At 52.1% G+C, this 18,999-nt stretch carries 18 protein-coding genes; 5 read left to right on the top strand and 13 right to left on the bottom strand.

The window, feature by feature from the left end; translation table 11 throughout:
* Nucleotides 1-66: 66 nt before the first annotated feature.
* The 4 genes from SGBXF1_RS13010 to folM all read right to left on the bottom strand — a co-directional run bounded on the left by SGBXF1_RS13010 (nucleotide 67) and on the right by folM (nucleotide 4,457).
* Nucleotides 67-1,566 carry a carboxypeptidase M32 gene (locus SGBXF1_RS13010; RefSeq protein WP_037415632.1) on the bottom strand — a complete coding sequence of 500 codons (1,500 nt, stop codon included), beginning with the start codon at nucleotides 1,564-1,566 and terminating at the stop codon, nucleotides 67-69.
* Between the two features lie 67 nt (nucleotides 1,567-1,633).
* Entirely contained in the window at nucleotides 1,634-2,938 is a 1,305-nt protein-coding gene (gene rstB, locus SGBXF1_RS13005) for a two-component system sensor histidine kinase RstB (protein ID WP_037415630.1), read from the bottom strand.
* A complete protein-coding gene (gene rstA, locus SGBXF1_RS13000) occupies nucleotides 2,935-3,660 on the bottom strand; it encodes a two-component system response regulator RstA (protein WP_186428507.1) in 726 nt (241 codons plus the stop codon). Before rstA ends, rstB begins: the two co-directional genes overlap by 4 nt.
* Before the next feature lie 74 nt (nucleotides 3,661-3,734).
* Nucleotides 3,735-4,457 carry a dihydromonapterin reductase gene (gene folM, locus SGBXF1_RS12995; protein WP_061806346.1) on the bottom strand — a complete coding sequence of 241 codons (723 nt, stop codon included), beginning with the start codon at nucleotides 4,455-4,457 and terminating at the stop codon, nucleotides 3,735-3,737.
* 126 nt (nucleotides 4,458-4,583) lie between these two features.
* Here folM and SGBXF1_RS12990 point away from each other — a divergent pair, with 126 nt between their 5' ends.
* Nucleotides 4,584-5,000: a hypothetical protein gene (locus SGBXF1_RS12990; RefSeq protein WP_037415624.1), complete on the top strand. Its 417-nt coding sequence runs from the start codon at nucleotides 4,584-4,586 to the stop codon at nucleotides 4,998-5,000.
* A gap of 29 nt (nucleotides 5,001-5,029) precedes the next feature.
* On the opposite strand, the gene SGBXF1_RS12985 is transcribed toward SGBXF1_RS12990, so the two are convergent.
* Nucleotides 5,030-6,421, bottom strand: coding sequence for an amino acid permease (locus SGBXF1_RS12985; RefSeq protein ID WP_037415620.1), 1,392 nt, complete (start codon nucleotides 6,419-6,421; stop codon nucleotides 5,030-5,032).
* Between the two features lie 244 nt (nucleotides 6,422-6,665).
* Nucleotides 6,666-7,616 (bottom strand): DUF1471 family protein YdgH, encoded by a 951-nt coding sequence (gene ydgH / locus SGBXF1_RS12980; protein ID WP_037415617.1) that lies wholly within the window; start codon nucleotides 7,614-7,616, stop codon nucleotides 6,666-6,668.
* 539 nt (nucleotides 7,617-8,155) lie between these two features.
* Here ydgH and pntA point away from each other — a divergent pair.
* Both pntA and pntB read left to right on the top strand, forming a co-directional pair.
* The gene (gene pntA, locus SGBXF1_RS12975) at nucleotides 8,156-9,685 is read left to right on the top strand and encodes a Re/Si-specific NAD(P)(+) transhydrogenase subunit alpha (protein WP_037415615.1); all 1,530 of its coding nucleotides are present in this window, start codon (nucleotides 8,156-8,158) and stop codon (nucleotides 9,683-9,685) included.
* Nucleotides 9,686-9,695: 10 nt separating this feature from the next.
* A complete protein-coding gene (gene pntB / locus SGBXF1_RS12970; protein ID WP_037415613.1) occupies nucleotides 9,696-11,090 on the top strand; it encodes a Re/Si-specific NAD(P)(+) transhydrogenase subunit beta in 1,395 nt (464 codons plus the stop codon).
* A gap of 227 nt (nucleotides 11,091-11,317) precedes the next feature.
* Here the strand turns inward: pntB and uspE are convergent, their stop codons facing one another.
* Complete coding sequence (gene uspE, locus SGBXF1_RS12965) at nucleotides 11,318-12,280, bottom strand: universal stress protein UspE (RefSeq protein WP_061806343.1); 963 nt, start codon at nucleotides 12,278-12,280, stop codon at nucleotides 11,318-11,320.
* Between the two features lie 128 nt (nucleotides 12,281-12,408).
* Nucleotides 12,409-13,173 carry an FNR family transcription factor gene (locus SGBXF1_RS12960; RefSeq protein WP_012145310.1) on the bottom strand — a complete coding sequence of 255 codons (765 nt, stop codon included), beginning with the start codon at nucleotides 13,171-13,173 and terminating at the stop codon, nucleotides 12,409-12,411.
* 457 nt (nucleotides 13,174-13,630) lie between these two features.
* On the opposite strand from SGBXF1_RS12960, the gene SGBXF1_RS12955 reads away from it, so the two are divergent.
* Complete coding sequence (locus tag SGBXF1_RS12955) at nucleotides 13,631-13,933, top strand: hypothetical protein (protein WP_337590038.1); 303 nt, start codon at nucleotides 13,631-13,633, stop codon at nucleotides 13,931-13,933.
* 18 nt (nucleotides 13,934-13,951) lie between these two features.
* On the top strand, nucleotides 13,952-14,488 hold the full coding sequence (locus SGBXF1_RS12950) for a glycine zipper family protein (protein WP_130380875.1): 537 nt from the start codon (nucleotides 13,952-13,954) through the stop codon (nucleotides 14,486-14,488).
* Nucleotides 14,489-14,528: 40 nt separating this feature from the next.
* Here SGBXF1_RS12950 and ogt read toward each other — a convergent pair whose 3' ends face one another.
* From ogt to agaR, 5 genes are all read right to left on the bottom strand, one after another.
* Nucleotides 14,529-15,053: a methylated-DNA--[protein]-cysteine S-methyltransferase gene (gene ogt / locus SGBXF1_RS12945; RefSeq protein ID WP_061806340.1), complete on the bottom strand. Its 525-nt coding sequence runs from the start codon at nucleotides 15,051-15,053 to the stop codon at nucleotides 14,529-14,531.
* 217 nt (nucleotides 15,054-15,270) lie between these two features.
* Nucleotides 15,271-15,582 (bottom strand): hypothetical protein, encoded by a 312-nt coding sequence (locus SGBXF1_RS12940; protein WP_061806339.1) that lies wholly within the window; start codon nucleotides 15,580-15,582, stop codon nucleotides 15,271-15,273.
* A gap of 323 nt (nucleotides 15,583-15,905) precedes the next feature.
* Nucleotides 15,906-16,760 (bottom strand): tagatose bisphosphate family class II aldolase, encoded by an 855-nt coding sequence (locus tag SGBXF1_RS12935; protein WP_186426955.1) that lies wholly within the window; start codon nucleotides 16,758-16,760, stop codon nucleotides 15,906-15,908.
* A gap of 9 nt (nucleotides 16,761-16,769) precedes the next feature.
* Nucleotides 16,770-17,936, bottom strand: a complete 1,167-nt coding sequence (locus SGBXF1_RS12930; protein ID WP_037415596.1) for an SIS domain-containing protein — start codon at nucleotides 17,934-17,936, stop codon at nucleotides 16,770-16,772.
* A 26-nt stretch (nucleotides 17,937-17,962) separates the two neighbouring features.
* Nucleotides 17,963-18,733 (bottom strand): transcriptional repressor AgaR, encoded by a 771-nt coding sequence (gene agaR / locus SGBXF1_RS12925; RefSeq protein WP_037415593.1) that lies wholly within the window; start codon nucleotides 18,731-18,733, stop codon nucleotides 17,963-17,965.
* Between the last annotated feature and the right edge of the window lie 266 nt (nucleotides 18,734-18,999).

Raw genomic sequence — 18,999 nt, 5'->3', positions numbered from 1 at the left:
TGGAAGAATGAAGGTTAAGCAGGGGGAAAAAGGCACGGGTTAGCCGTGCCTGGGGAATGGATTATATTACAGGTAGCGGCTTTCCAGATGCTTACGGAAATAGCCTGGATTCAAGGGTTCGCCGGTTGCATTCGTGATCAGTGTTTCGGTAGGGAAACGGCTGCCATGACGCCAGATATTCTGTTTCAGCCACTGGAACAGTGGGGTCAGGTTACCTTCGGCGATATCATTGTTCAGTGTCGGTAGCGCTTTACCGATGGTCTGGAAAAGCTGAGCTGCATACATGGCGCCGAGAGTGTACGTAGGGAAGTAACCGAAGGCACCGTCGGTCCAGTGGATATCCTGCATACAACCATTCCGATAATTACCGACAGTATCCAAACCAAGGTAACGGTGCATTTTTTCGCCCCACAGCGCAGGGATGTCTTCTACTTCAATGTCACCTTCGACCAAGGCTTTCTCAATCTCATAACGCAGAATCACGTGGGCCGGGTAGCTCACCTCGTCAGCGTCTACGCGAATCAGACCAGGTTTCACGCGTTGGTTGAGGCGGATGAAGTTATTTTCTTCTAGCGCCGGTTGCTCACCGAATTGTTTGATGATCAGTGGACGCAGAATCTTTAGGAAATCGCTACTGCGGGCCAGTTGCATTTCAAACAACAGACTTTGTGACTCATGAATAGCGGTGGAGCGCGCCTGTGCGACGGGCTGACCCAGCCATTCACGCGGCAGATTTTGCTCATAACGGGCATGGCCGGTCTCATGCACAATACCGAGCAGGGCCGTCAGGAATTCTTTGTCGTTGTAGCGCGTGGTGATACGAACATCTTCCGGAACGCCGCCGCAGAACGGATGTGCACTGACGTCCACACGGCCACCATCAAAGTTAAAGCCGAGCAATTTCATCACGCTCAAGCTCAGTTGACGTTGGGTATCGACATTGAACGGGCCTTGCGGAATAAGGCAAGGTTCCTGAGCCTGTTTGGCCACCACTTTTTGCAGCAGATCAGGCAGCCAGGTTTTCAGATCGCCAAAGATACGGTCGATATCGCTGCTGCGCATGCCTGGTTCGTACAGGTTCAGCAAGGCGTCATATCGGCTCGTTCCTGCCGCTTCAGCACGGATCTGTGCCTCCTGGCGGCTAAGTTTGACCACTTCACGTAGATTTTCTGAAAAGCCGTCCCAATCATTGGCTGGACGTTGAGCACGCCAGGCGTGTTCACAACGTGCACCTGCCAGCGATTTGGCTTCAACCAATGACTCAGGCACAAGCACTGCGTTGTCGTATTGGCGGCGCATTTCTAACAGATTGGCCTGATCTATGTCATCCAGCGTTTCCTGTTGGGCACGTTCAAACAGGCGACCGGTTTTTTCTGCCGTCAAAATTTGGTGTTGCAGGACACTCAGCTCAGCCAGCGCTTCTGACCGTGCTTTACTGCCGCCCGATGGCATCATGGTTTGCATGTCCCAACCGGCAATGGCTGAGAGATGACCGAAGCGTGACAATCGGGTGAAAAGGGCGCGTAGTTCGTCATATGAAGGTGAAGGGGTATGTGCAGATGTCATCGTTTAGCTCCATATTATTGTAATCCGGATAACCCGTTAAGCCTTTCAGGCTGCTGCGTAGGCGGGGTTACACCGGGTCTGCTTTTAAATTGAAATTGGGTTTCACCGGCCAGCAGAAGCGGAAGCAGGCGCCGCCGAGAGAACTGGCATCAACGTAAACCTGGCCCTGATAGGCGACAGCGATAGAGTGGACAATGGCCAGCCCCAGCCCACAGCCACCCGTGGCGCGATCACGGCTTGGATCCAGACGGACAAATGGCTCGAATACCCGCTCTCGCTCTTCCGGCGGAATTCCTGGCCCATCGTCTTCTACCTGCAGACAGGCGTCGTCACCATCAAACCACAGGCCGATACGCAGGCGTTGTTCGGAATAGCGCAGCGCATTGTTTACCAGGTTATCCAGCACCCGTTCCATCAACCGCAAATCCACGCCACCAAAATCACCGGTGTGTGGGATATCCAGCTCGATTTCACGTTCAGGGTGGATTAGGCGCAGATCGTCAGCCTTATCTTCTAGCCATTTGGGCAAATCGAGCGGTTCTATATTGAGTGCGACCTGCGGACGGTCCAGCCGTGCATAGGTCAGCAGCTCGTCGATCAATGATTCCAACTGGCCGATATCACGGTTCAGTGCTTGTTGTTCGCTATCGGACAGGTTTTCACTCATCGCCAATCGGTAGCGGAGCCGAACCAGCGGTGTACGTAATTCATGGGCGATGCCGTCGATCAGCTGCTTCTTGCTGGCGATCAAGGTATTGACGTTATCCGCCATCTGGTTAAACGCCACCCCCAGCCGGTTCAGACTGGACGTCGGGTCAAAATGGGTACGCTCGTCAAGATGCCCCGCACCGAGTCGCTGAGCCGCGTTTTCAAGTTTAAGCAAATCTTGCCAGTGCGGTCGCATCCACAGAAATACCGGTAACGCTAGCGACATGCCAATAAACACCAGCAGCGCCAAATCCAGCAGTCGCATCTGATGCAGATAGAATAAATACGGTATTGGACCGACGACCAGCACGTAGTGGCTACGTGGAATGCGTTGCATAAAGGTGTATTGATCGTCGAGGGCGATGATCTCCCCGAGGCGAAGCCTTTTTTTCAGATCCTCACTCAGATCCTGTTTGCCGAGTGGTTCGATGTGCAGCTTAAACGACAGATTTAAGTCCAGCGTAGCGATGGTTTTATTCCAGTCTTTCAGTGGAATTTCCCGCAGCTCACTGCGCATCAGATACAGCGAGCTTTTCATCAAATCGTCCATCGACTGACGACCGGCGCGTTCGGCGGTGACTTTGTACACCAGCCCCACCAGCATCGCCATCACCAGGAAACACACGAAAAGCAAGAGGAAGAACTGGACAAAGAGCTTTCTCATTGCTGCACGAACTCCCACGCGTTCGGGGCGAAAAGGTAACCTTTGTTACGCACGGTTTTTACGCGGAATGGCTCAAGGGTATTGTCGTACAGCTTGCGGCGCAGGCGCGAAATTGCCACATCTATACTGCGGTCAAGGCCGTCATAGCTCACACCACGCAGGTTTTGCAGCAAGGCTTCACGATCCATTATTTGACCGGCATGGGTGGCTAATTCCCACAGCAGATCAAAATCTGAGGTAGAAAGGGTGATGGTCTCTTCGCCCAACGTCACCTGACGGTTGACCGGATCAATACATAACAGCCCAAAGTGCAACGCATTGTGTTGGGTGATCGGCTGGCTCGACTCTTCCTTGGGTTGATTACTGTGCTGACGCAAGTGCAGTCGCAGCCGCGCCAGTAACACCGCAGGCGGCGTGGTCTTCAGTATGTAATCATTAGCGCCCATTTCCAGGGAGAGGATATGGTTCATGTCGCTGTCGAGTGAGGTCAGCAGAACGATCGGGCCAAGGAAGGTCGGGCGCAGATCGCGACACAGCGTCATGCCGTCCTTACCAGGCAACATAATGTCGAGTAGCACCAAATCCGGCTGTTCTAGCTCGATGCGTGCCTGCGCACTGTCGCCACGCGGCTCAATCAACACTTCAATGTCGTGTTTGCCCAGATAGGCGGCAATCAGTTTGCCGACTTCAGGATCGTCTTCTACAAAAACAATTTTATGCATATTCAGCGGTTTTATCAGAATAACGACGTTCAGCATAACGCGGGGCTCCGCGATACGCCATGCAGATCTTTGTGCTAACGCAGCGGACGTCCGCCATCAACACCATGGGTACGGCCGGTGACGTAACGGCTGCTGAGCAAGTAGTTCACCAGGTTAACCACTTCACTCTCGCCGGGGGCGATTTTCATCAGTGATTTTGCCAGTGCTTGCTGGCGATAAGGCTCATCATCACCCGGATTGAAAATAATCAGCGCCGGCGCGATGGCGTTCACTTTGACTTCAGGCGCCAACTTGCGGGCAAATGAGCGAGTCATGTTGTCCAACGCGGCCTTACTGGCAGCATAGGCAATGTGCTTATCGCTACCTTTCTCCACCACATAGTCGGTCAGGTGGATAATATCCGCACCGGCTTGCCCCTGACCCAACAGGCAGGATTCCAGCAATTGATTCAGCAGATAAGGCGTGTAAACGTGAATTTGCAACATTGCCGCCATGACGTGCTCCGGTGGCACTTCTGGCGATTCTGCCTGCCAGGCGCTGGCGTTGTGGATCACTGCACGCAGTTTAGGCGCGATTTGGCGGACTTGCTCGGCGAAACGGTAAATACCGTCGTGCGTTGAAAAATCCCCCTGAATGCAGATTGCTCCCAGTCCTTTTAGCTCGTTCAACGCCGGGTAGTCACTGCGGTAGGCAATAATAACGGGAATATCGCGTTGCAAGAATGACCTGGCCAGTGCCAGACCAATCCGGCGTGCGCCGCCTGTTATCAGCACTGGGGCTGAGTTGTGATGTTCCATTGATTAAAGCTCCTGGACAGACTGGCAAACAATAGGGGAATTATGCCATTATACGGCGGAAATTCGTTAAAGCTTCGCATCGATTATCCATTTCAGGATGTAATACATAGGCAATGAGAGGAAGGGATGAACAGCAGTCACCTTGCACCCGTCGCCCGCAGTGAAAAAATCTGCTTTGATTACATGGAATTTCTGTCTGCATCGTGCAAGAAGCACTGGCGCTTTGTTGATGCAATCTATGGTGTGATGCCATTTTTTGGCATGGTATTGAAGTCTCAGGCAAGTGCCACACAAACGCGGAAAGAGCATTTGAAGGCGTTGGCGTTACAGGTCGTGTCCACCCAGGTCAGCGACGAAGCCAATATTGTGCGCCTGATAGATCTGGCTCAGCAGCAGGGTTTGGCGGTATTTGAAATTAAATTGCCGTATGCGTTAGATACGCAGCAATTGGCGACCATTCAACAAGAGTGTGTTGAGGGCGTTATCATTTCTCAGGTTGAAGAACGCATGACTATCAGTCTGCGCATCTCCCAAGGTAATTGACCGGGTGGTCCCACCCGGCCATACACTATTTATTGCAACATAAACCAGCCAGCTGGCACCGTAGCCACCAGTAACAGCAAAATACTGCCTTTCTCCAGTTGATTCAGTAGCTTGACGTCATCATGCCCACGTCTGGCATAGATGAACACCAACAACCCTGGTGCATATAACAGAACCGACATCAGCAAGTGCATCAATCCTGATGCATAAAGCAGCCAAATACCGTACAGGCAGGCGCCTGTCGCAGCGAACATCAAACGTTTATCCTGACGACGGAGTGCCACCTTGAACAGGAAGGCACCGACCAGGAAATACGGCACCAGAATCATTTCTGAGGCGATAGTCAGTAACGAGTTGTAGTTGCTACCCGTCAACCAAATCAATACCAGAGCGAATTGCACCGCAAGGTTGGTCAGCCAAAGGGAAGCTGACGGCGCATGGTTCTTATTTTGCTTACGGAATATTTTGGGGAAGGCGCCATGTTGTGCGGCAAGAAGAGGCACCTCTGCGGCCATAATTGTCCAGCTCAGGTAGGCACCACAGACCGACACGATCAACCCGGCAGCGATGATCACATCACCCCAGGGACCAATCAAATCTACCATCAGCACGGCCATTGACGGGTTGCGCATCTCGGCTAGTTCACTGCGTGGCACCACACCCAATGACAGCAGGGTAACCAGCAAATAGACGGCCAGCGCAGAGACCACCGCCAGCATGGTGGCACGACCGACATCCTTCTTATGCCGTGCCCGCGCAGAAACCACCACGGCACCTTCTACACCAATAAATACCCACAGGGTAATCAGCATGGTATTTTTTACTTGTTCCCACACGGGCTTACCCAGTGCGACGCCATGGAAATCCAGTGTGAAGACATCCATTTTGAACGCTATCGCTGCCAAGACGGCGAACAATCCCAGGGGTAACAATTTGGCCAACGTCGCCACCAGATTGATGCTGGCGGCTGTTTGTACGCCTCGCAACACCAATGCATGCACGATCCACAGCAATACAGACTCAGCCAGTAATGCTTGCCAGGTATTACCGTCACCCAGAATGACCTCGCCGCCACGATCGGTGAACAGACTCAGTGCAGCGAACACGATCACCAGATAAGAAACATTGGCGATTACCGCACATAACCAGTAACCCCACGCAGAACAAAAGCCCACCAGCTCACCGAAGCCTTCTTTCGCATAGGTGAAGATACCGCCGTCCAGATCAGGACGTAGACGGGTAAGCAGCAGCATGGCAAATGCTAAGAACAGGATGCCCACGCCGGTAATCGCCCAACCCAGCAACAGCGCGGCCGGGCTGGCGACCTGTGCCATGTTTTGCGGCAGGCTGAAAACGCCGGCGCCCAGCATGGAGCTGAGTACCAATGCCGTTAACGCGGTAAGACCTAGTTTTTTTTCCAATGACGGATCCTGAACGCAGAATAAACAACTGGGAGGGAACTGCTTGGCAGTAACAACGTAATGGCAATTACTGAACAAATAGACAATAGCCCTAAAAATTGGCGCAAATTCTACGGATGGATCGGTGTTGATGCAATGATTGAATATGCGAAATTTACAAAAAACTATTCAATTGGGTGAGGTAACATGCGACAAAAAAAAGGGCAGCTCAATGGCTGCCCGATGGTAAACCCTAAAGTGGAGCTTATTTGAACAAGTCGGCGCTGACGGTCAGGTTACCGCCGCTCTTGTTCTGCCACTGGCGAGTTACATGATAGTACTTGGCACCTTTCTCGGCTGCGCGTTTCGCCACTTCGGTGGAGACGTCAGTCATGCTGTTGAAGTGGCCAGTGAAGGTCACAGAATCAAACGGCACCATCTGTGCGGCAGTCACGTTGTTCACTTCCTGAATCTTGGTGCCATTCGGCAGCGTGACAGTATAACGTTGACCGGTAGAAGACTGCGTTTCGAAGAAACGGCCTACGTCACGGCTTGGCGAACCTGAAGATGCTACACCCGGAATTTCAACCTTGGCAGCAGCAGCACCACCGGCAGCCAATGCAGCTTTACCGGCTTCAGAGTCGGCAGGGATGGCATCCGGGCTCTGAACGACACGCTTAGGCGCATCGGCTTTGTAGATGTATGCCGTGATGAACTGGTTGCCACCCTGGTTGGCATCAACCTGACGTACGATAAAGAAGGAAGCTGCGCCTTTCTTTTTCGCTTCTTTGGTGATGGCATCGTTGATGTCTGGTTGGCTGCGGTAGAAACCGCTGACGCTCACTGTATCGTAAGGTTCCAGCAGGAAGGCTTGTTCTTTTGGCAGTTCAGTGACGCCATTAATAACGCGGTACTTGGGCTCTTTGCTCACTTCTGGCGCATCTTTATGATAAAGATCTGCGGTGACGCGCCAGTTGCCGCCATTATTGCTGTTATTGCTATCCTGAATGTAGAAGGAGTCTGCACCCAGCTTGTCTGCACGGCGAGATACGGCATCAACAGCTTCATTGATGGCATTAAAGCGGCCGGTAATCGTGATGCGATCAAACGGCTTCAACGCCGCTGCTTTTTCAGGAGTTAACTCTTGCGCTGCGTGAGCAGACAGGGCAGTGAGTGATAACAAGGCTGATGCGATGATCGTGTTCTTCAGCTTCATAAAAAATCCTTTCGCCTAGCGCATTAACGTTTATAACGTGCTGAACTGTTTAGGTGTAATTCAGCCGCCGATTATTACATGTAATCTCGACCAGTGTCTCAGCATTTTATGTCATCCCATGAGACAAATCCCGCTAAGGATTGTGCCGATTATTTTGTGCAGAATCACCATAAGTTTCAATAATAAAGCCTTTGATGTCATAAGTGTTAATTATTCACAATTTTATAACTTTCATGCGTTCCAGCCGCGCAACGCAAGATGTTGTCCGAAGAGCGATAGTCACAATGTGCCCGTGAAAACGGCATTCCAGCGGGCTTTTTAACTTTAAATTGCGATTTGTCATAACGTTGTCTGGATTTTTATGTAAAAACAGACCTGAATGCGTAAGCAATTATGGATCATCGATCATATTTTCAGTAGGTTATAGATGACGCCTTAATTCGCTGCCGACAAGGTTAAGAAAAAACTTGTCAGCCGGCGCCATCGCTATGGGTTAGAAGATAATAAACATCATCAAAGACAGGTGAGAAGGGAACATTATGCGTATTGGTGTACCAAGAGAACGGTTGGCCAATGAAGCTCGGGTTGCAGCAACGCCGAAAACGGTGGAACAACTGCTGAAGCTGGGCTTTACCGTCGCGATCGAAAGCGGGGCGGGTAAACTGGCAAGTTTTGACGATGTCGCTTACGAAGCCGCTGGGGCGACGATTACCGATACTGCCGATGTCTGGCAGTCAGATCTGATTTTGAAAGTTAACGCGCCGCTTGAGGACGAGATCGCGTTAATGCGTGAGGGCAGCACCCTGGTCAGCTTTATTTGGCCGGCGCAAAATCCTGAATTGATCGCGAAGCTGGCTGCACGCAATGTCACAGCGATGGCGATGGACTCGGTACCGCGTATCTCACGAGCGCAGTCTATGGATGCGTTAAGCTCAATGGCCAATATCGCGGGCTACCGGGCAATTGTTGAGGCCGCCCACGAATTTGGCCGCTTCTTCACCGGTCAGATCACCGCAGCCGGTAAGGTTCCACCTGCCAAGGTGATGATCATCGGTGCTGGTGTCGCAGGTCTGGCAGCCATTGGCGCGGCAGGTAGTCTGGGGGCAATTGTTCGTGCCTTCGATACCCGTCCGGAAGTCAAAGAGCAAGTGCAGAGCATGGGCGCGGAATTCCTCGAGCTGGATTTTGAGGAAGAGGCTGGCAGTGGTGATGGTTATGCCAAAGTGATGTCCGAAGCCTTTATCAAGGCCGAAATGGCATTGTTTGCTGCACAGGCGGCCGAGGTCGACATTATTGTGACCACGGCGTTGATCCCAGGTAAACCTGCACCGAAGTTGATCACCAAAGAGATGGTGGCTTCGATGAAGCCAGGCAGCGTGATCGTCGATCTGGCCGCGCAAAACGGTGGCAACTGTGAGCTGACCGTGGCCGATCGCGTGACAGTGACCGACAACGGCGTGAAAATCATTGGCTATACCGATCTGCCAAGCCGTCTGCCGACCCAATCCTCACAGCTTTATGGCACCAACCTGGTCAACCTGATGAAGCTGCTGTCGAAAGAGAAAAACGGTGAAATCGATGTCGATTTTGACGATACCGTTATCCGCGGCGTGACCGTGGTGCGCAGTGGCGAAGTTACCTGGCCGGCACCGCCAATCCAGGTCTCTGCCCAGCCTAAACAGGCACAGACAGCAGCCCCGATCGCCAAACCCGTGGAAAAACCCGTTTCGCCTTGGCTGAAGTATGGCTTGATGGCGTTGGCGATTATTCTGTTTGGCTGGTTGGCTAATGCTGCACCGAAAGAGTTCCTGTCTCACTTTACCGTGTTTGCGCTGGCCTGCGTGGTGGGTTACTACGTGGTGTGGAACGTCAGCCATGCATTGCATACCCCGTTGATGTCGGTCACCAATGCGATCTCAGGGATTATCGTGGTCGGTGCGCTATTACAGATTGGTCACGGTGGTTGGGTGAGTTTCCTCTCCTTTATCGCCGTACTGATCGCCAGCATCAATATTTTTGGTGGATTCACCGTCACTCAGCGCATGCTGAAGATGTTCCGCAAGAACTAAGGGGTAACACATGTCTGGAGGATTAGTTACAGCTGCATACATTGTTGCCGCTATTTTGTTTATTTGCAGTCTGGCAGGCCTATCGCGCCATGAAACGTCAAAACGGGGCAACCTGTTCGGCGTCGCCGGGATGGCCATTGCGCTGATCGCCACCATCCTCGGGCCGGACTCCGGCAACGTAGGCTGGATCATCATCGCGATGATTATCGGTGGTTCTATTGGCGTCTATCTGGCGAAAAAAGTCGAAATGACTGAAATGCCAGAGTTGGTGGCGGTGTTGCATAGCTTTGTTGGTCTGGCGGCGGTGCTGGTAGGCTTAAACAGCTACCTGGATCACGGTGCACCGATGGAGCCGGTGATGGAAAATATCCATCTGACCGAAGTCTTCCTCGGGATCTTTATCGGTGCAGTGACCTTCACCGGTTCGATCGTCGCGTTCGGTAAACTGCGTGGCATTATCTCATCCAAACCGCTGGCACTGCCAAATCGTCATAAAATGAACCTGGCTGCACTGGTCGTGTCTTTCCTGTTGCTGGTGGTATTTGTTCGTGCTGACAGCGTGGGCTGGCAGGCTCTGGCATTGGTGCTGATGACTGCCATTGCACTGGCATTTGGCTGGCATCTGGTGGCTTCCATTGGCGGTGCCGACATGCCAGTGGTGGTGTCGATGCTCAACTCCTATTCGGGCTGGGCAGCGGCAGCGGCAGGCTTCATGCTGAGCAATGATCTGCTGATCGTGACCGGTGCATTGGTGGGGTCTTCGGGGGCCATCCTGTCTTACATTATGTGTAAGGCGATGAACCGTTCGTTTATCAGCGTGATCGCCGGTGGTTTCGGTACCGACGGCTCTTCGACCGGCAATGCGGAAGAAATGGGCGAGTATCGCGAAACCACAGCGGAAGAAGTGGCCGAGCAGTTGAAGAACTCCACCTCGGTGATCATCACTCCAGGCTACGGTATGGCGGTAGCGCAGGCGCAGTATCCGGTGGCAGAAATTACAGAGAAACTGCGTGCTCGTGGCATCAAAGTACGCTTCGGCATTCATCCCGTCGCTGGGCGCTTGCCGGGACATATGAACGTGCTGTTGGCGGAAGCCAAGGTGCCGTACGACGTGGTGTTGGAGATGGACGAAATCAACGACGATTTCGCCGATACCGATACGGTGCTGGTGATCGGAGCTAACGACACGGTGAACCCGGCCGCGCTGGAAGATCCACGCAGCCCAATTGCCGGTATGCCAGTGCTTGAAGTGTGGAAAGCGCAGAATGTCATTGCCTTTAAACGTTCGATGAACACCGGCTATGCTGGCGTGCAAAACCCGCTGTTCTTTAAAGAGAACACTCAGATGTTGTTTGGCGATGCCAAAGAGAGTGTGGAAGCGATACTGCGTGCGTTGCAGGCGTAAGGCACGTTATTAGGGAGAGCGTGCCGAAGGGGCCGTAGCGGCTTGTCCGCCGACCAATTTGCCGGGAGCAAATTGGAACGACTTCCAGTCAGCCCGTAGGGTGGGACACATGGATGTGTCCCATAATGGCCCTTCGGTGCGCCAGACCCAGGTATCTCGGGGTCAAAGGCAGTTTTGTCATCAAAATAAAAACGGGCCTTTCGGCCCGTTTTTTTATGCGTCAAACATCAATCTTCGTCGTCGTGCTCATCGTCCTCATCAGCTTCGATCGGACAATTGAAGTTGTCGGGTTTAATGACCAACAGATCGCATTTCAGATGGTCGATCACATGTTCTGCCGTGTTACCGATAAAGGCCGCCGAAATGCCGGTGCGGCCTAAGGTGCCCAACACCACGACACCCGCCTGTAAGTGCTCAGCTAAATCGGGGATAACCTCTTCAGGCAGGCCTTTTTCAACGTGAGTAAATTCTTCTTTAATGCAGAATTTTTGTCTTAGCGCCTTCATGGCGATCAGATGTTGCCCGCGAATGGCGTCGTTATAAACACTGGGGTCAAAATCAGGCAATTCGATGGCGATATTGATGGGGGTAACAGGGTAGGCACCGACCAAATGAACTTCCGTTTGGTTGACGTTTTGCGCCAGTTCAACCGTTTCTTGTACAAGCTTGATGTTCAACGGATCGTGGTAGGGTTCTTCACTGGCCAGGTTGACGGCAACCACGGCTCTACTGCCGTCCTGCCAGGGTTGATCTTTAACCATCCACACCGGGCAAGGGCATTTGCGTAACAGATGCCAGTCGGTTGGGGTGAAAATGACGGATTCGAGGCGGTCATGTTGGTGCGCCATTTTCAGCAGTAAATCGTGCTTGCCGGCGATCACTTCCTGAATAATCGCCTCATAAGGGCGGTTATGCCAGACCACTTTGATTTCAATAGGAACGCCTTCGTCGAGGTAAAAACGGCATTGCTCGTTAATCCATGCGGCGCGTTGGCTAATAACGCCTTGCCGCATCGCCGTTCTTTCGTCTGGAGAGAGCAGGGTCGTCATTTCGTAAGAGAAGTCGTAAATAGGCAGGAAGGCCTTAATGCGCCCGCCATTCCGTTTTATCAGGTACACCGCGCGACGCAATGCCGGCTGGTCGTCCTGATTGGGGTCAATAGCCACCAGAAGATTCTGATACTTCGCCATAGGGCCTCCTTACAGCTGAAAATCAACAGTCTGTCAATTTACAGAGTAACCCAACATTGAAAAACAGAACAGCAGCAGAGGTTGTGCTGGGTCAATAATTCTGCGGAATTACTAACCCAGCAATAGGATCAGGCGTTTACGGTCACGTTAATACGCGGCGTGCCGGCCAACACCGACAGGGCATCGACGTTTTCGATGGTGATATATTTGCCTTTAACGCTCAGGATCTCGCTTTTCTGGAAGCGCCCCAGCAGGCGACTGATGGTTTCTACCGTCAGGCCAAGATAGTTGCCGATATCGCCACGGGTCATAGTCAGGCGGAACTCACGTGGTGAGAAGCCGCGTTCAGCAAAACGACGTGACAGGTTATAGACGAACGCCGCCAGGCGCTCTTCGGCATTTTTCTTCGACAGCAACAGGATCATGTCTTGGTCGCCTTTAATCTCACCGCTCATCAGACGCATGATTTGTTGGCGAAGGTTAGGCATTTTACCCGAGAGGTCATCCAGCGTTTCGAAGGGGATCTCACAGACCATGGACGTTTCCAACGCCTGAGCGAAGCTCGGGTGTTTTAATCCGCCAATGGCATCAAAACCGACCAAATCGCCTGCCAGATGGAAGCCGGTGATTTGCTCATCACCTTGTTCAGTGATGGTGTAGCTCTTGATTGTCCCGGAACGGATAGCGTACAGCGATTTCAGTTCATCGCCGGCCTTGAACAGGGTCTGGCCCTTCTGGATAGGCTTTTTCCTTTCGATAATGTTGTCGAGCTGGTCTAGCTCATGGGCATTAAGAGTAAAAGGAATACACAGTTGGCTGATACTGCAATCCTGACAATGGATCGCACAACCACCAGACTGGATACGACGAATCACGCGTTTTTCCGGGATCATAGATTACGCTCATTCAATAATTGATATGCGTCAATTTTAACATCTTTTCCTGCAGGTGATAAGGGTAGCATTAATAAGAACGGGGGCATTCTGTGCGAATTTCACACAACCATACCGCCGATTATTCTGTAGTTACCTGAAATGTTTTGATTTATTTGTTACTTACACTGGTGGATAGCCGATACGCGGGTGACCGCGGCTCATAGAGAAAGCCCGGTCCACACCGCGTATTTTTAGGTAAGCAATATTTAACCCTGTTCACCCAAGGTGTTTTCCGCCGTATCAAGTCAATATTTGTACACATTTACTGGCGAAAACTGATCGCATTCATCCCAATCGTTGCCACAGATAAAACGCACAGTGGCGTTATCTTGCTCACTATGGGTGCGGTGACAATCAGATTCAGGAGTGAATGATGAAAAAGGTCATGTTATTGATGCTGGCGGCCGGAGCATTAATGTCGGCCAGCGCTGCCTCGTTTGCACACGGCTACTATGGGCATGGTTATTACGGTCACGGATATTATGGGCATGGATACTACGGTCCCAATGTGGTGATTGGCATCCCTTGGGGCCCGCCGCCGGTCTATTATACGCCACCGCCGGTGGTGTATGTAGCACCGCCTCCACCACAGAATTACATAGAAAAGGCACCCAATTACGCGTACTACTGCCGGCGTCCAGCGGGTTATTACCCGCAAGTGGCACGTTGCCCTGACGGCTGGATGAAAGTGGTAACAGACGGCCCGACATCTCGGTGACTCTAAGGCGGATCAGTGATGAAATTACTTCCTGTTTTCACGTTGCTGGCTTTGGCTACTGGGCTGGGTGGTTGCGTTTCACCGCCTACCGGTCCGGATGTCATGGCTTTACCGGGCACGGGCAAGAGTTATGAACAGTTTAATCGTGATGAGGCGTTGTGCCGCGGCTACGCGCAAAATAGCGTGAATGGCGGTACCCAAACGGCGGCTAACAATGCTGCAGGCACGGCAGCGGCGGGCACACTGGTTGGTGCGGCAGCGGGCGCATTAATCGGCGCGGCATCTGGCGATGCTGGGCCCGGTGCGCTTATTGGTGCTGGTGGTGGGTTACTGGTAGGCAGTTCAATAGCCAGCAGCAGTGCGTCGGGTAGCACGGGCGATTTACAAGATCACTACGATACGGTCTACAGCCAATGTATGTATGCCAAAGGTAATAAAGTACCGGTGCCCTATGGCTATGGCAGCGCGGACATGCAACAAGCCTCGCCGGTACCGCCGGATTATTACCCAACGCCAGCGGACCGTGGGGCGCCTCCGGACTACGTCCCACGCTAATAGCGTCGGGATATCGCACTTTACTGCGATATCCCGACGATTAAAGCAGATCGTTTTGTAAATACCCTTCGTGCTTCAGCAGCCACGCTTTGCGCTGAACGCCGCCGGCATAGCCGGTCAATGCACCTTGTGAACCAATCACACGATGACAGGGCACCACGATGCTGATTGGGTTAGATCCATTTGCCATGCCGACCGCACGTGAGGCCGTTGGGCGACCAATGCGCTTTGCCAATTCACCATAGGTAATGATCTCACCGCATGGGATCTGACGCAGCTGTTGCCAAACAGTGCGCTGGAATTCTGTGCCCGCGGTCATTACCGGCACGCTGTCGATCACGTCCAGTTCACCCGAAAAATACCGCTGCATGATGTCAGTCAGGCCACCAGGATTGTGCTTGTCTACCAGTTGAAAACGATCGGCTCGGTAATGCGTATTCAGCAGCTTCATCAGGCGCGCTTCGTGTTCTGTCCAGTCGATGGCGCGTAAGCGATCCTGTTCATCGGCAATCAGAACCAGCTCGCCCACTGGCGTCGCCATACGATCAATAAAAAAAGTCTGCATTTTGATCACTCCTCCCGTTTGATGGGCCGATTATTACACGAAATGCAGTGGAGCGATGGCGGATTCCGGACATGAAGATGGGCAACCGGGGTTGCCCATCTCAACGTAATGATGTGAACAAAACAGGTGTTATGGTGCAAAGTGATAAAATAAATTTATAAAATATAAATATTATTTTATCTGTTAAAAAGGTTTTAATAATAAATGCCACGGTAAATCACTTGTAGCTTATTGTGATATTCTTTAACCGATGATCGTTATTTACCGATTCGGTTGTCACGTTGGAAACTAATTCAGGTGGCATATTGTTTAATGACGTTGTGACAGCACCATTGTTGTTCGATGTCCCTATACCAAAGCAATTGGAAATGAGCCCTTCATTTCTCTGTTTGATAGTACAGGCGGGTGCTGTGATTTCGCCAATAAAGCGAATGGTACCTGATGCCACTGGGTGGCCATGGCCTGTTGCTGCCTGTAAGGTAGCTGGGAGAAAGGCCAATAGTGTGAGTGCCATAAGAGAATACTTCATTATTAACTCCTTTTCTAAAATGAAATAAATAAATAAGTGGTGCCAATTAAATAAAAATCAAGCGGAGGTGTTAATGACGACTCTCGAACAATTATTGCGCATGTCAATCTTGAATGACTTATATACTATTCTTAATTCTTCGTGCTAGCGAATTTGATAATAGGGAGGGGGTGTGGCTAAAACCATGATTTAGATCATAGTGAAGGCGGCTTAATGATTAGCAGGCGAACGTGGCGGATGTACTGTGAACTGGGTCACTATAATAACCCCCCTGGCCGCAGTGGCTATTGCCATTGCGACCAGACATGAAGCGTTATTCTGGGTTACAGCATGCCGCTGCTACCGCAAATGCGAATTTTCTCGGCCACCACCTCTTTCATTGCCAACTTGCCAGGTACGATGTATTTGCGTGGGTCGTTGGCGTCGGGGTGCTGGGAAAAATAGCTCTTCACGGCATCGGCAAAGGCAATTTTCAGCTCAGTGGCCACATTGACCTTGCAGACACCCAGTGAAATGGCGCGCTTTACCATAGCCTCAGGAATGCCGGAAGCACCGTGCAGTACCAGAGGGATATCGACCTGCTCGCGGATCAGTGCCAACCGTTCGAAATCCAGTTTGGGTTCACCCTGGTATAACCCGTGCGCGGAGCCAATGGCTACAGCGAGCGAGTCGATACCGGTAGCGGTGACAAATTCCCGCGCGGCGGCTGGATCGGTAAAGAAACTGTCGGTGGAATCGACGATCAAGTCATCCTCCTGGCCACCCAGGCGACCCAACTCTGCCTCCACACTGGACCCATAGCGGTGACATAACGCTACGGCTTCGGCGACCTTGGCGATGTTCTGTGCGAAGGGCAAGTGCGAACCGTCAATCATCACTGAGCGGATGCCGCTTTTGACCTTGAATTCGATATCATCCATTTTTTCATGATGATCGAGGTGCAGTGCTAAGGGCAGATCGTAACGGTGTGCTGCCGCCTGACAGATGCCGATCAAATAGTCGGTGCCGGCATAGCTAAACGTGCCGGGTGTCCCGGCCATGATTACCGGGGATCGCAGCTCTGCGGCAGTTTCTGCCACCACTTGTACGGTTTCCAGATTATGAACGTTAAATGCCGGCACGGCATAACCCTGGCGCTGCGCTTTTAACAGCATTTCGCGGTTGGATATCAGGTACATAGAGACTCCTTACGCCACAGATGACGGATAGCGGTAAATGGTGACGCCTTTCACCACGCGGTTAACTTCACCGGTCGGACATGGATTATCCGGCGTCAGGCCCAATGCCAGCGAGCTTTCAAATGCCAGCATCTGAGTGAATAGCAAGTAGGGGAACAGCAACCAAACGTCATCTTCGGCATGGTGCAGGTTCAGTATCATGTCGCTGAGTGGTTGTGCGCTGCCGGTCAAACCAACCATTTGCATTGCCAGACCGTCACGTTGCAGTTCGTTCCACAAATCACGATCGTACTGACGGGCATAATCGCCACTGGAGAACATCAGAAGCACCAACGTCTGGCTATCGACCATAAATTTGGGGCCGTGACGTAAACCGAGCGGCGAGTCGTAGCGAGTAACAATCTGACCGGCCGTCAGTTCCAGCATCTTTAGTGATGCCTCTTCCGCTAGCCCGGTGAAACAGCTTCCACCCAGAGTGATGTAGCGTCTGAAACCACTGGCAGCCAGCGTTTTCACTTGAGGTTGCAGTGTCTCGCGAAGCTCACGACAGCGTTCCACCATGGCGGCCAGTGGTCGTTGTGTCTCGGCAAGGGAATGTGGGCCAAGCAATAGCGCTGCGGACAGCATCATGCAGCTAAAGCTGGACGTCATGGCGAAGCTCTGATCGTTGGAGCCTTGTGGCATCACCAGGGAGCAGACGTTATCGCGTTGGTGTGCGTACTGCGCTAACTTGCTGTCCGGGTTGCACACCAGCATCAGGTGATAGCTTTCGGGCAGCAGCTGATCGGCCAATTCCACTGTCGCCACGCTTTCTGGGCTGTTGCCGGAACGGGCAAAAGAAACCAGCAGCGTAGGGCGCGTCAAATCGAGGTATTGGTGCGGATTAGCGACAATATCCGTGGTGCCATAAGCCACCACATCACGGCCTGTTTTCTCGCGTAGCCACGGAGCCAGCGCACGACCGGCGAAGGCAGAACTGCCCGCACCGCAAAGCACAATCTGTAAACGAGGATTTGACAGCAACGGGGCAAGGAAAGGTTGCCACTGCGTCTGTTGCGTTTGTAATTGTTGATGCAGGGCAGCCCATAGGTCCGGCTGTTGCCAGATTTCACGTGCGGTATGCAGCGCATGCCGTTGTTCCAACCAGCCCGCATCGTAGGCAAAATAACCATTCATGTTGAAAACTCCTTAAAAAACGTCGGTTAACGGTCGGCGATAATGACGTCGACCCCTAAATGCTTCAGCGCATGCAGGTAGCTTTCCGGAATGCGGCTGTCTGTGACCAATCGTTGGATTTGGCCGATTTCACGGATCATGCAAAAGCTGGTGCGCCCAAATTTGCTGGCGTCTGCGACGGCGATTACTTCGCGTGCTACATCGCACATGGCGCGGTTGAGTTGTGCTTCTCCGGGGTCTGGCGTGGTGATACCACTGAGCAGATCAAAGCCGTCAACGCCGAGAAATAGCTTGTCGAAACGGAACTGACGCATATGCTGCTCTGCCGCGGGGCCATACAGCGACCAGGATTTACGTCGCACGCTGCCACCGACCACCATCAAATCCACCTGTTCGTTGTTGGCCAGTTCGAAAGCGATATTTAATGCATTGGTCATCACCACCAGATCTTTTTTGCCGACTAACTGTTGTGCCATTTGGCTGGTGGTGGAGCCTGAATCGAGAATGATGGCATCGCCGTCATTGACTAATTCTGCTGCCGCGCAGGCAATGGCGAATTTCACGTCGCGATTGATACGGCCCTTGTCCTGCAATGGCCGATCGAAGGCAAATTGCTTATTGAGCATTGCGCCCCCGTAAGCACGCACTGCACAGCCGCTTTTTTCCAGTTGGCGCAGATCACTGCGGATAGTGACGCTGGAAACCGAAAACTGGGCGCTGAGTTGTTCGACGCGCACCGAGCCTTCACGACAAAGCTGGTCGATAATTAATTCCCGTCGTTTTACGGTATTGATCATTAACGCGTGACTCCTGATTTAGCTGTAGTCATACCCGGCCGCGGCGCAATGCGTCGCAGCTAATCTGACAGGAGTGCTTTCAGTTGTTCGTGTCGAATTACAGCAAACGAAACAGTGAAATGCAATCGGTTATTTTATAAAAAATCTTATGTATCAACTGGTTATGTTTATTTTGTCTTTCGGTTGTCGTCCAACCGAAAGCAACGAATAAATAAAGTGAAAACTCGTAATCCGTTATTAATCAGGCAACAATTCACTGCCTGGTG

Source organism: Serratia grimesii (genome assembly GCF_900186025.1).
GTDB classification, from domain to species: Bacteria; Pseudomonadota; Gammaproteobacteria; order Enterobacterales; family Enterobacteriaceae; genus Serratia; species Serratia grimesii.
This window is presented reverse-complemented; position numbering and strand designations above follow the sequence as displayed.

What these genes read in the sequence shown, in the direction of transcription:
- SGBXF1_RS13010 (WP_037415632.1), bottom strand. Translation starts at nt 1,566, where the DNA reads ATGACATCTGCACATACCCCTTCACCTTCATATGACGAACTACGCGCC.
- rstB (WP_037415630.1), bottom strand. Translation starts at nt 2,938, where the DNA reads ATGAGAAAGCTCTTTGTCCAGTTCTTCCTCTTGCTTTTCGTGTGTTTC.
- rstA (WP_186428507.1), bottom strand. Translation starts at nt 3,660, where the DNA reads ATGCATAAAATTGTTTTTGTAGAAGACGATCCTGAAGTCGGCAAACTG.
- folM (WP_061806346.1), bottom strand. Translation starts at nt 4,457, where the DNA reads ATGGAACATCACAACTCAGCCCCAGTGCTGATAACAGGCGGCGCACGC.
- SGBXF1_RS12990 (WP_037415624.1), top strand. Translation starts at nt 4,584, where the DNA reads ATGAACAGCAGTCACCTTGCACCCGTCGCCCGCAGTGAAAAAATCTGC.
- ydgH (WP_037415617.1), bottom strand. Translation starts at nt 7,616, where the DNA reads ATGAAGCTGAAGAACACGATCATCGCATCAGCCTTGTTATCACTCACT.
- pntA (WP_037415615.1), top strand. Translation starts at nt 8,156, where the DNA reads ATGCGTATTGGTGTACCAAGAGAACGGTTGGCCAATGAAGCTCGGGTT.
- pntB (WP_037415613.1), top strand. Translation starts at nt 9,696, where the DNA reads ATGTCTGGAGGATTAGTTACAGCTGCATACATTGTTGCCGCTATTTTG.
- uspE (WP_061806343.1), bottom strand. Translation starts at nt 12,280, where the DNA reads ATGGCGAAGTATCAGAATCTTCTGGTGGCTATTGACCCCAATCAGGAC.
- SGBXF1_RS12960 (WP_012145310.1), bottom strand. Translation starts at nt 13,173, where the DNA reads ATGATCCCGGAAAAACGCGTGATTCGTCGTATCCAGTCTGGTGGTTGT.
- SGBXF1_RS12955 (WP_337590038.1), top strand. Translation starts at nt 13,631, where the DNA reads ATGTCGGCCAGCGCTGCCTCGTTTGCACACGGCTACTATGGGCATGGT.
- SGBXF1_RS12950 (WP_130380875.1), top strand. Translation starts at nt 13,952, where the DNA reads ATGAAATTACTTCCTGTTTTCACGTTGCTGGCTTTGGCTACTGGGCTG.
- ogt (WP_061806340.1), bottom strand. Translation starts at nt 15,053, where the DNA reads ATGCAGACTTTTTTTATTGATCGTATGGCGACGCCAGTGGGCGAGCTG.
- SGBXF1_RS12940 (WP_061806339.1), bottom strand. Translation starts at nt 15,582, where the DNA reads ATGAAGTATTCTCTTATGGCACTCACACTATTGGCCTTTCTCCCAGCT.
- SGBXF1_RS12935 (WP_186426955.1), bottom strand. Translation starts at nt 16,760, where the DNA reads ATGTACCTGATATCCAACCGCGAAATGCTGTTAAAAGCGCAGCGCCAG.
- SGBXF1_RS12930 (WP_037415596.1), bottom strand. Translation starts at nt 17,936, where the DNA reads ATGAATGGTTATTTTGCCTACGATGCGGGCTGGTTGGAACAACGGCAT.
- agaR (WP_037415593.1), bottom strand. Translation starts at nt 18,733, where the DNA reads ATGATCAATACCGTAAAACGACGGGAATTAATTATCGACCAGCTTTGT.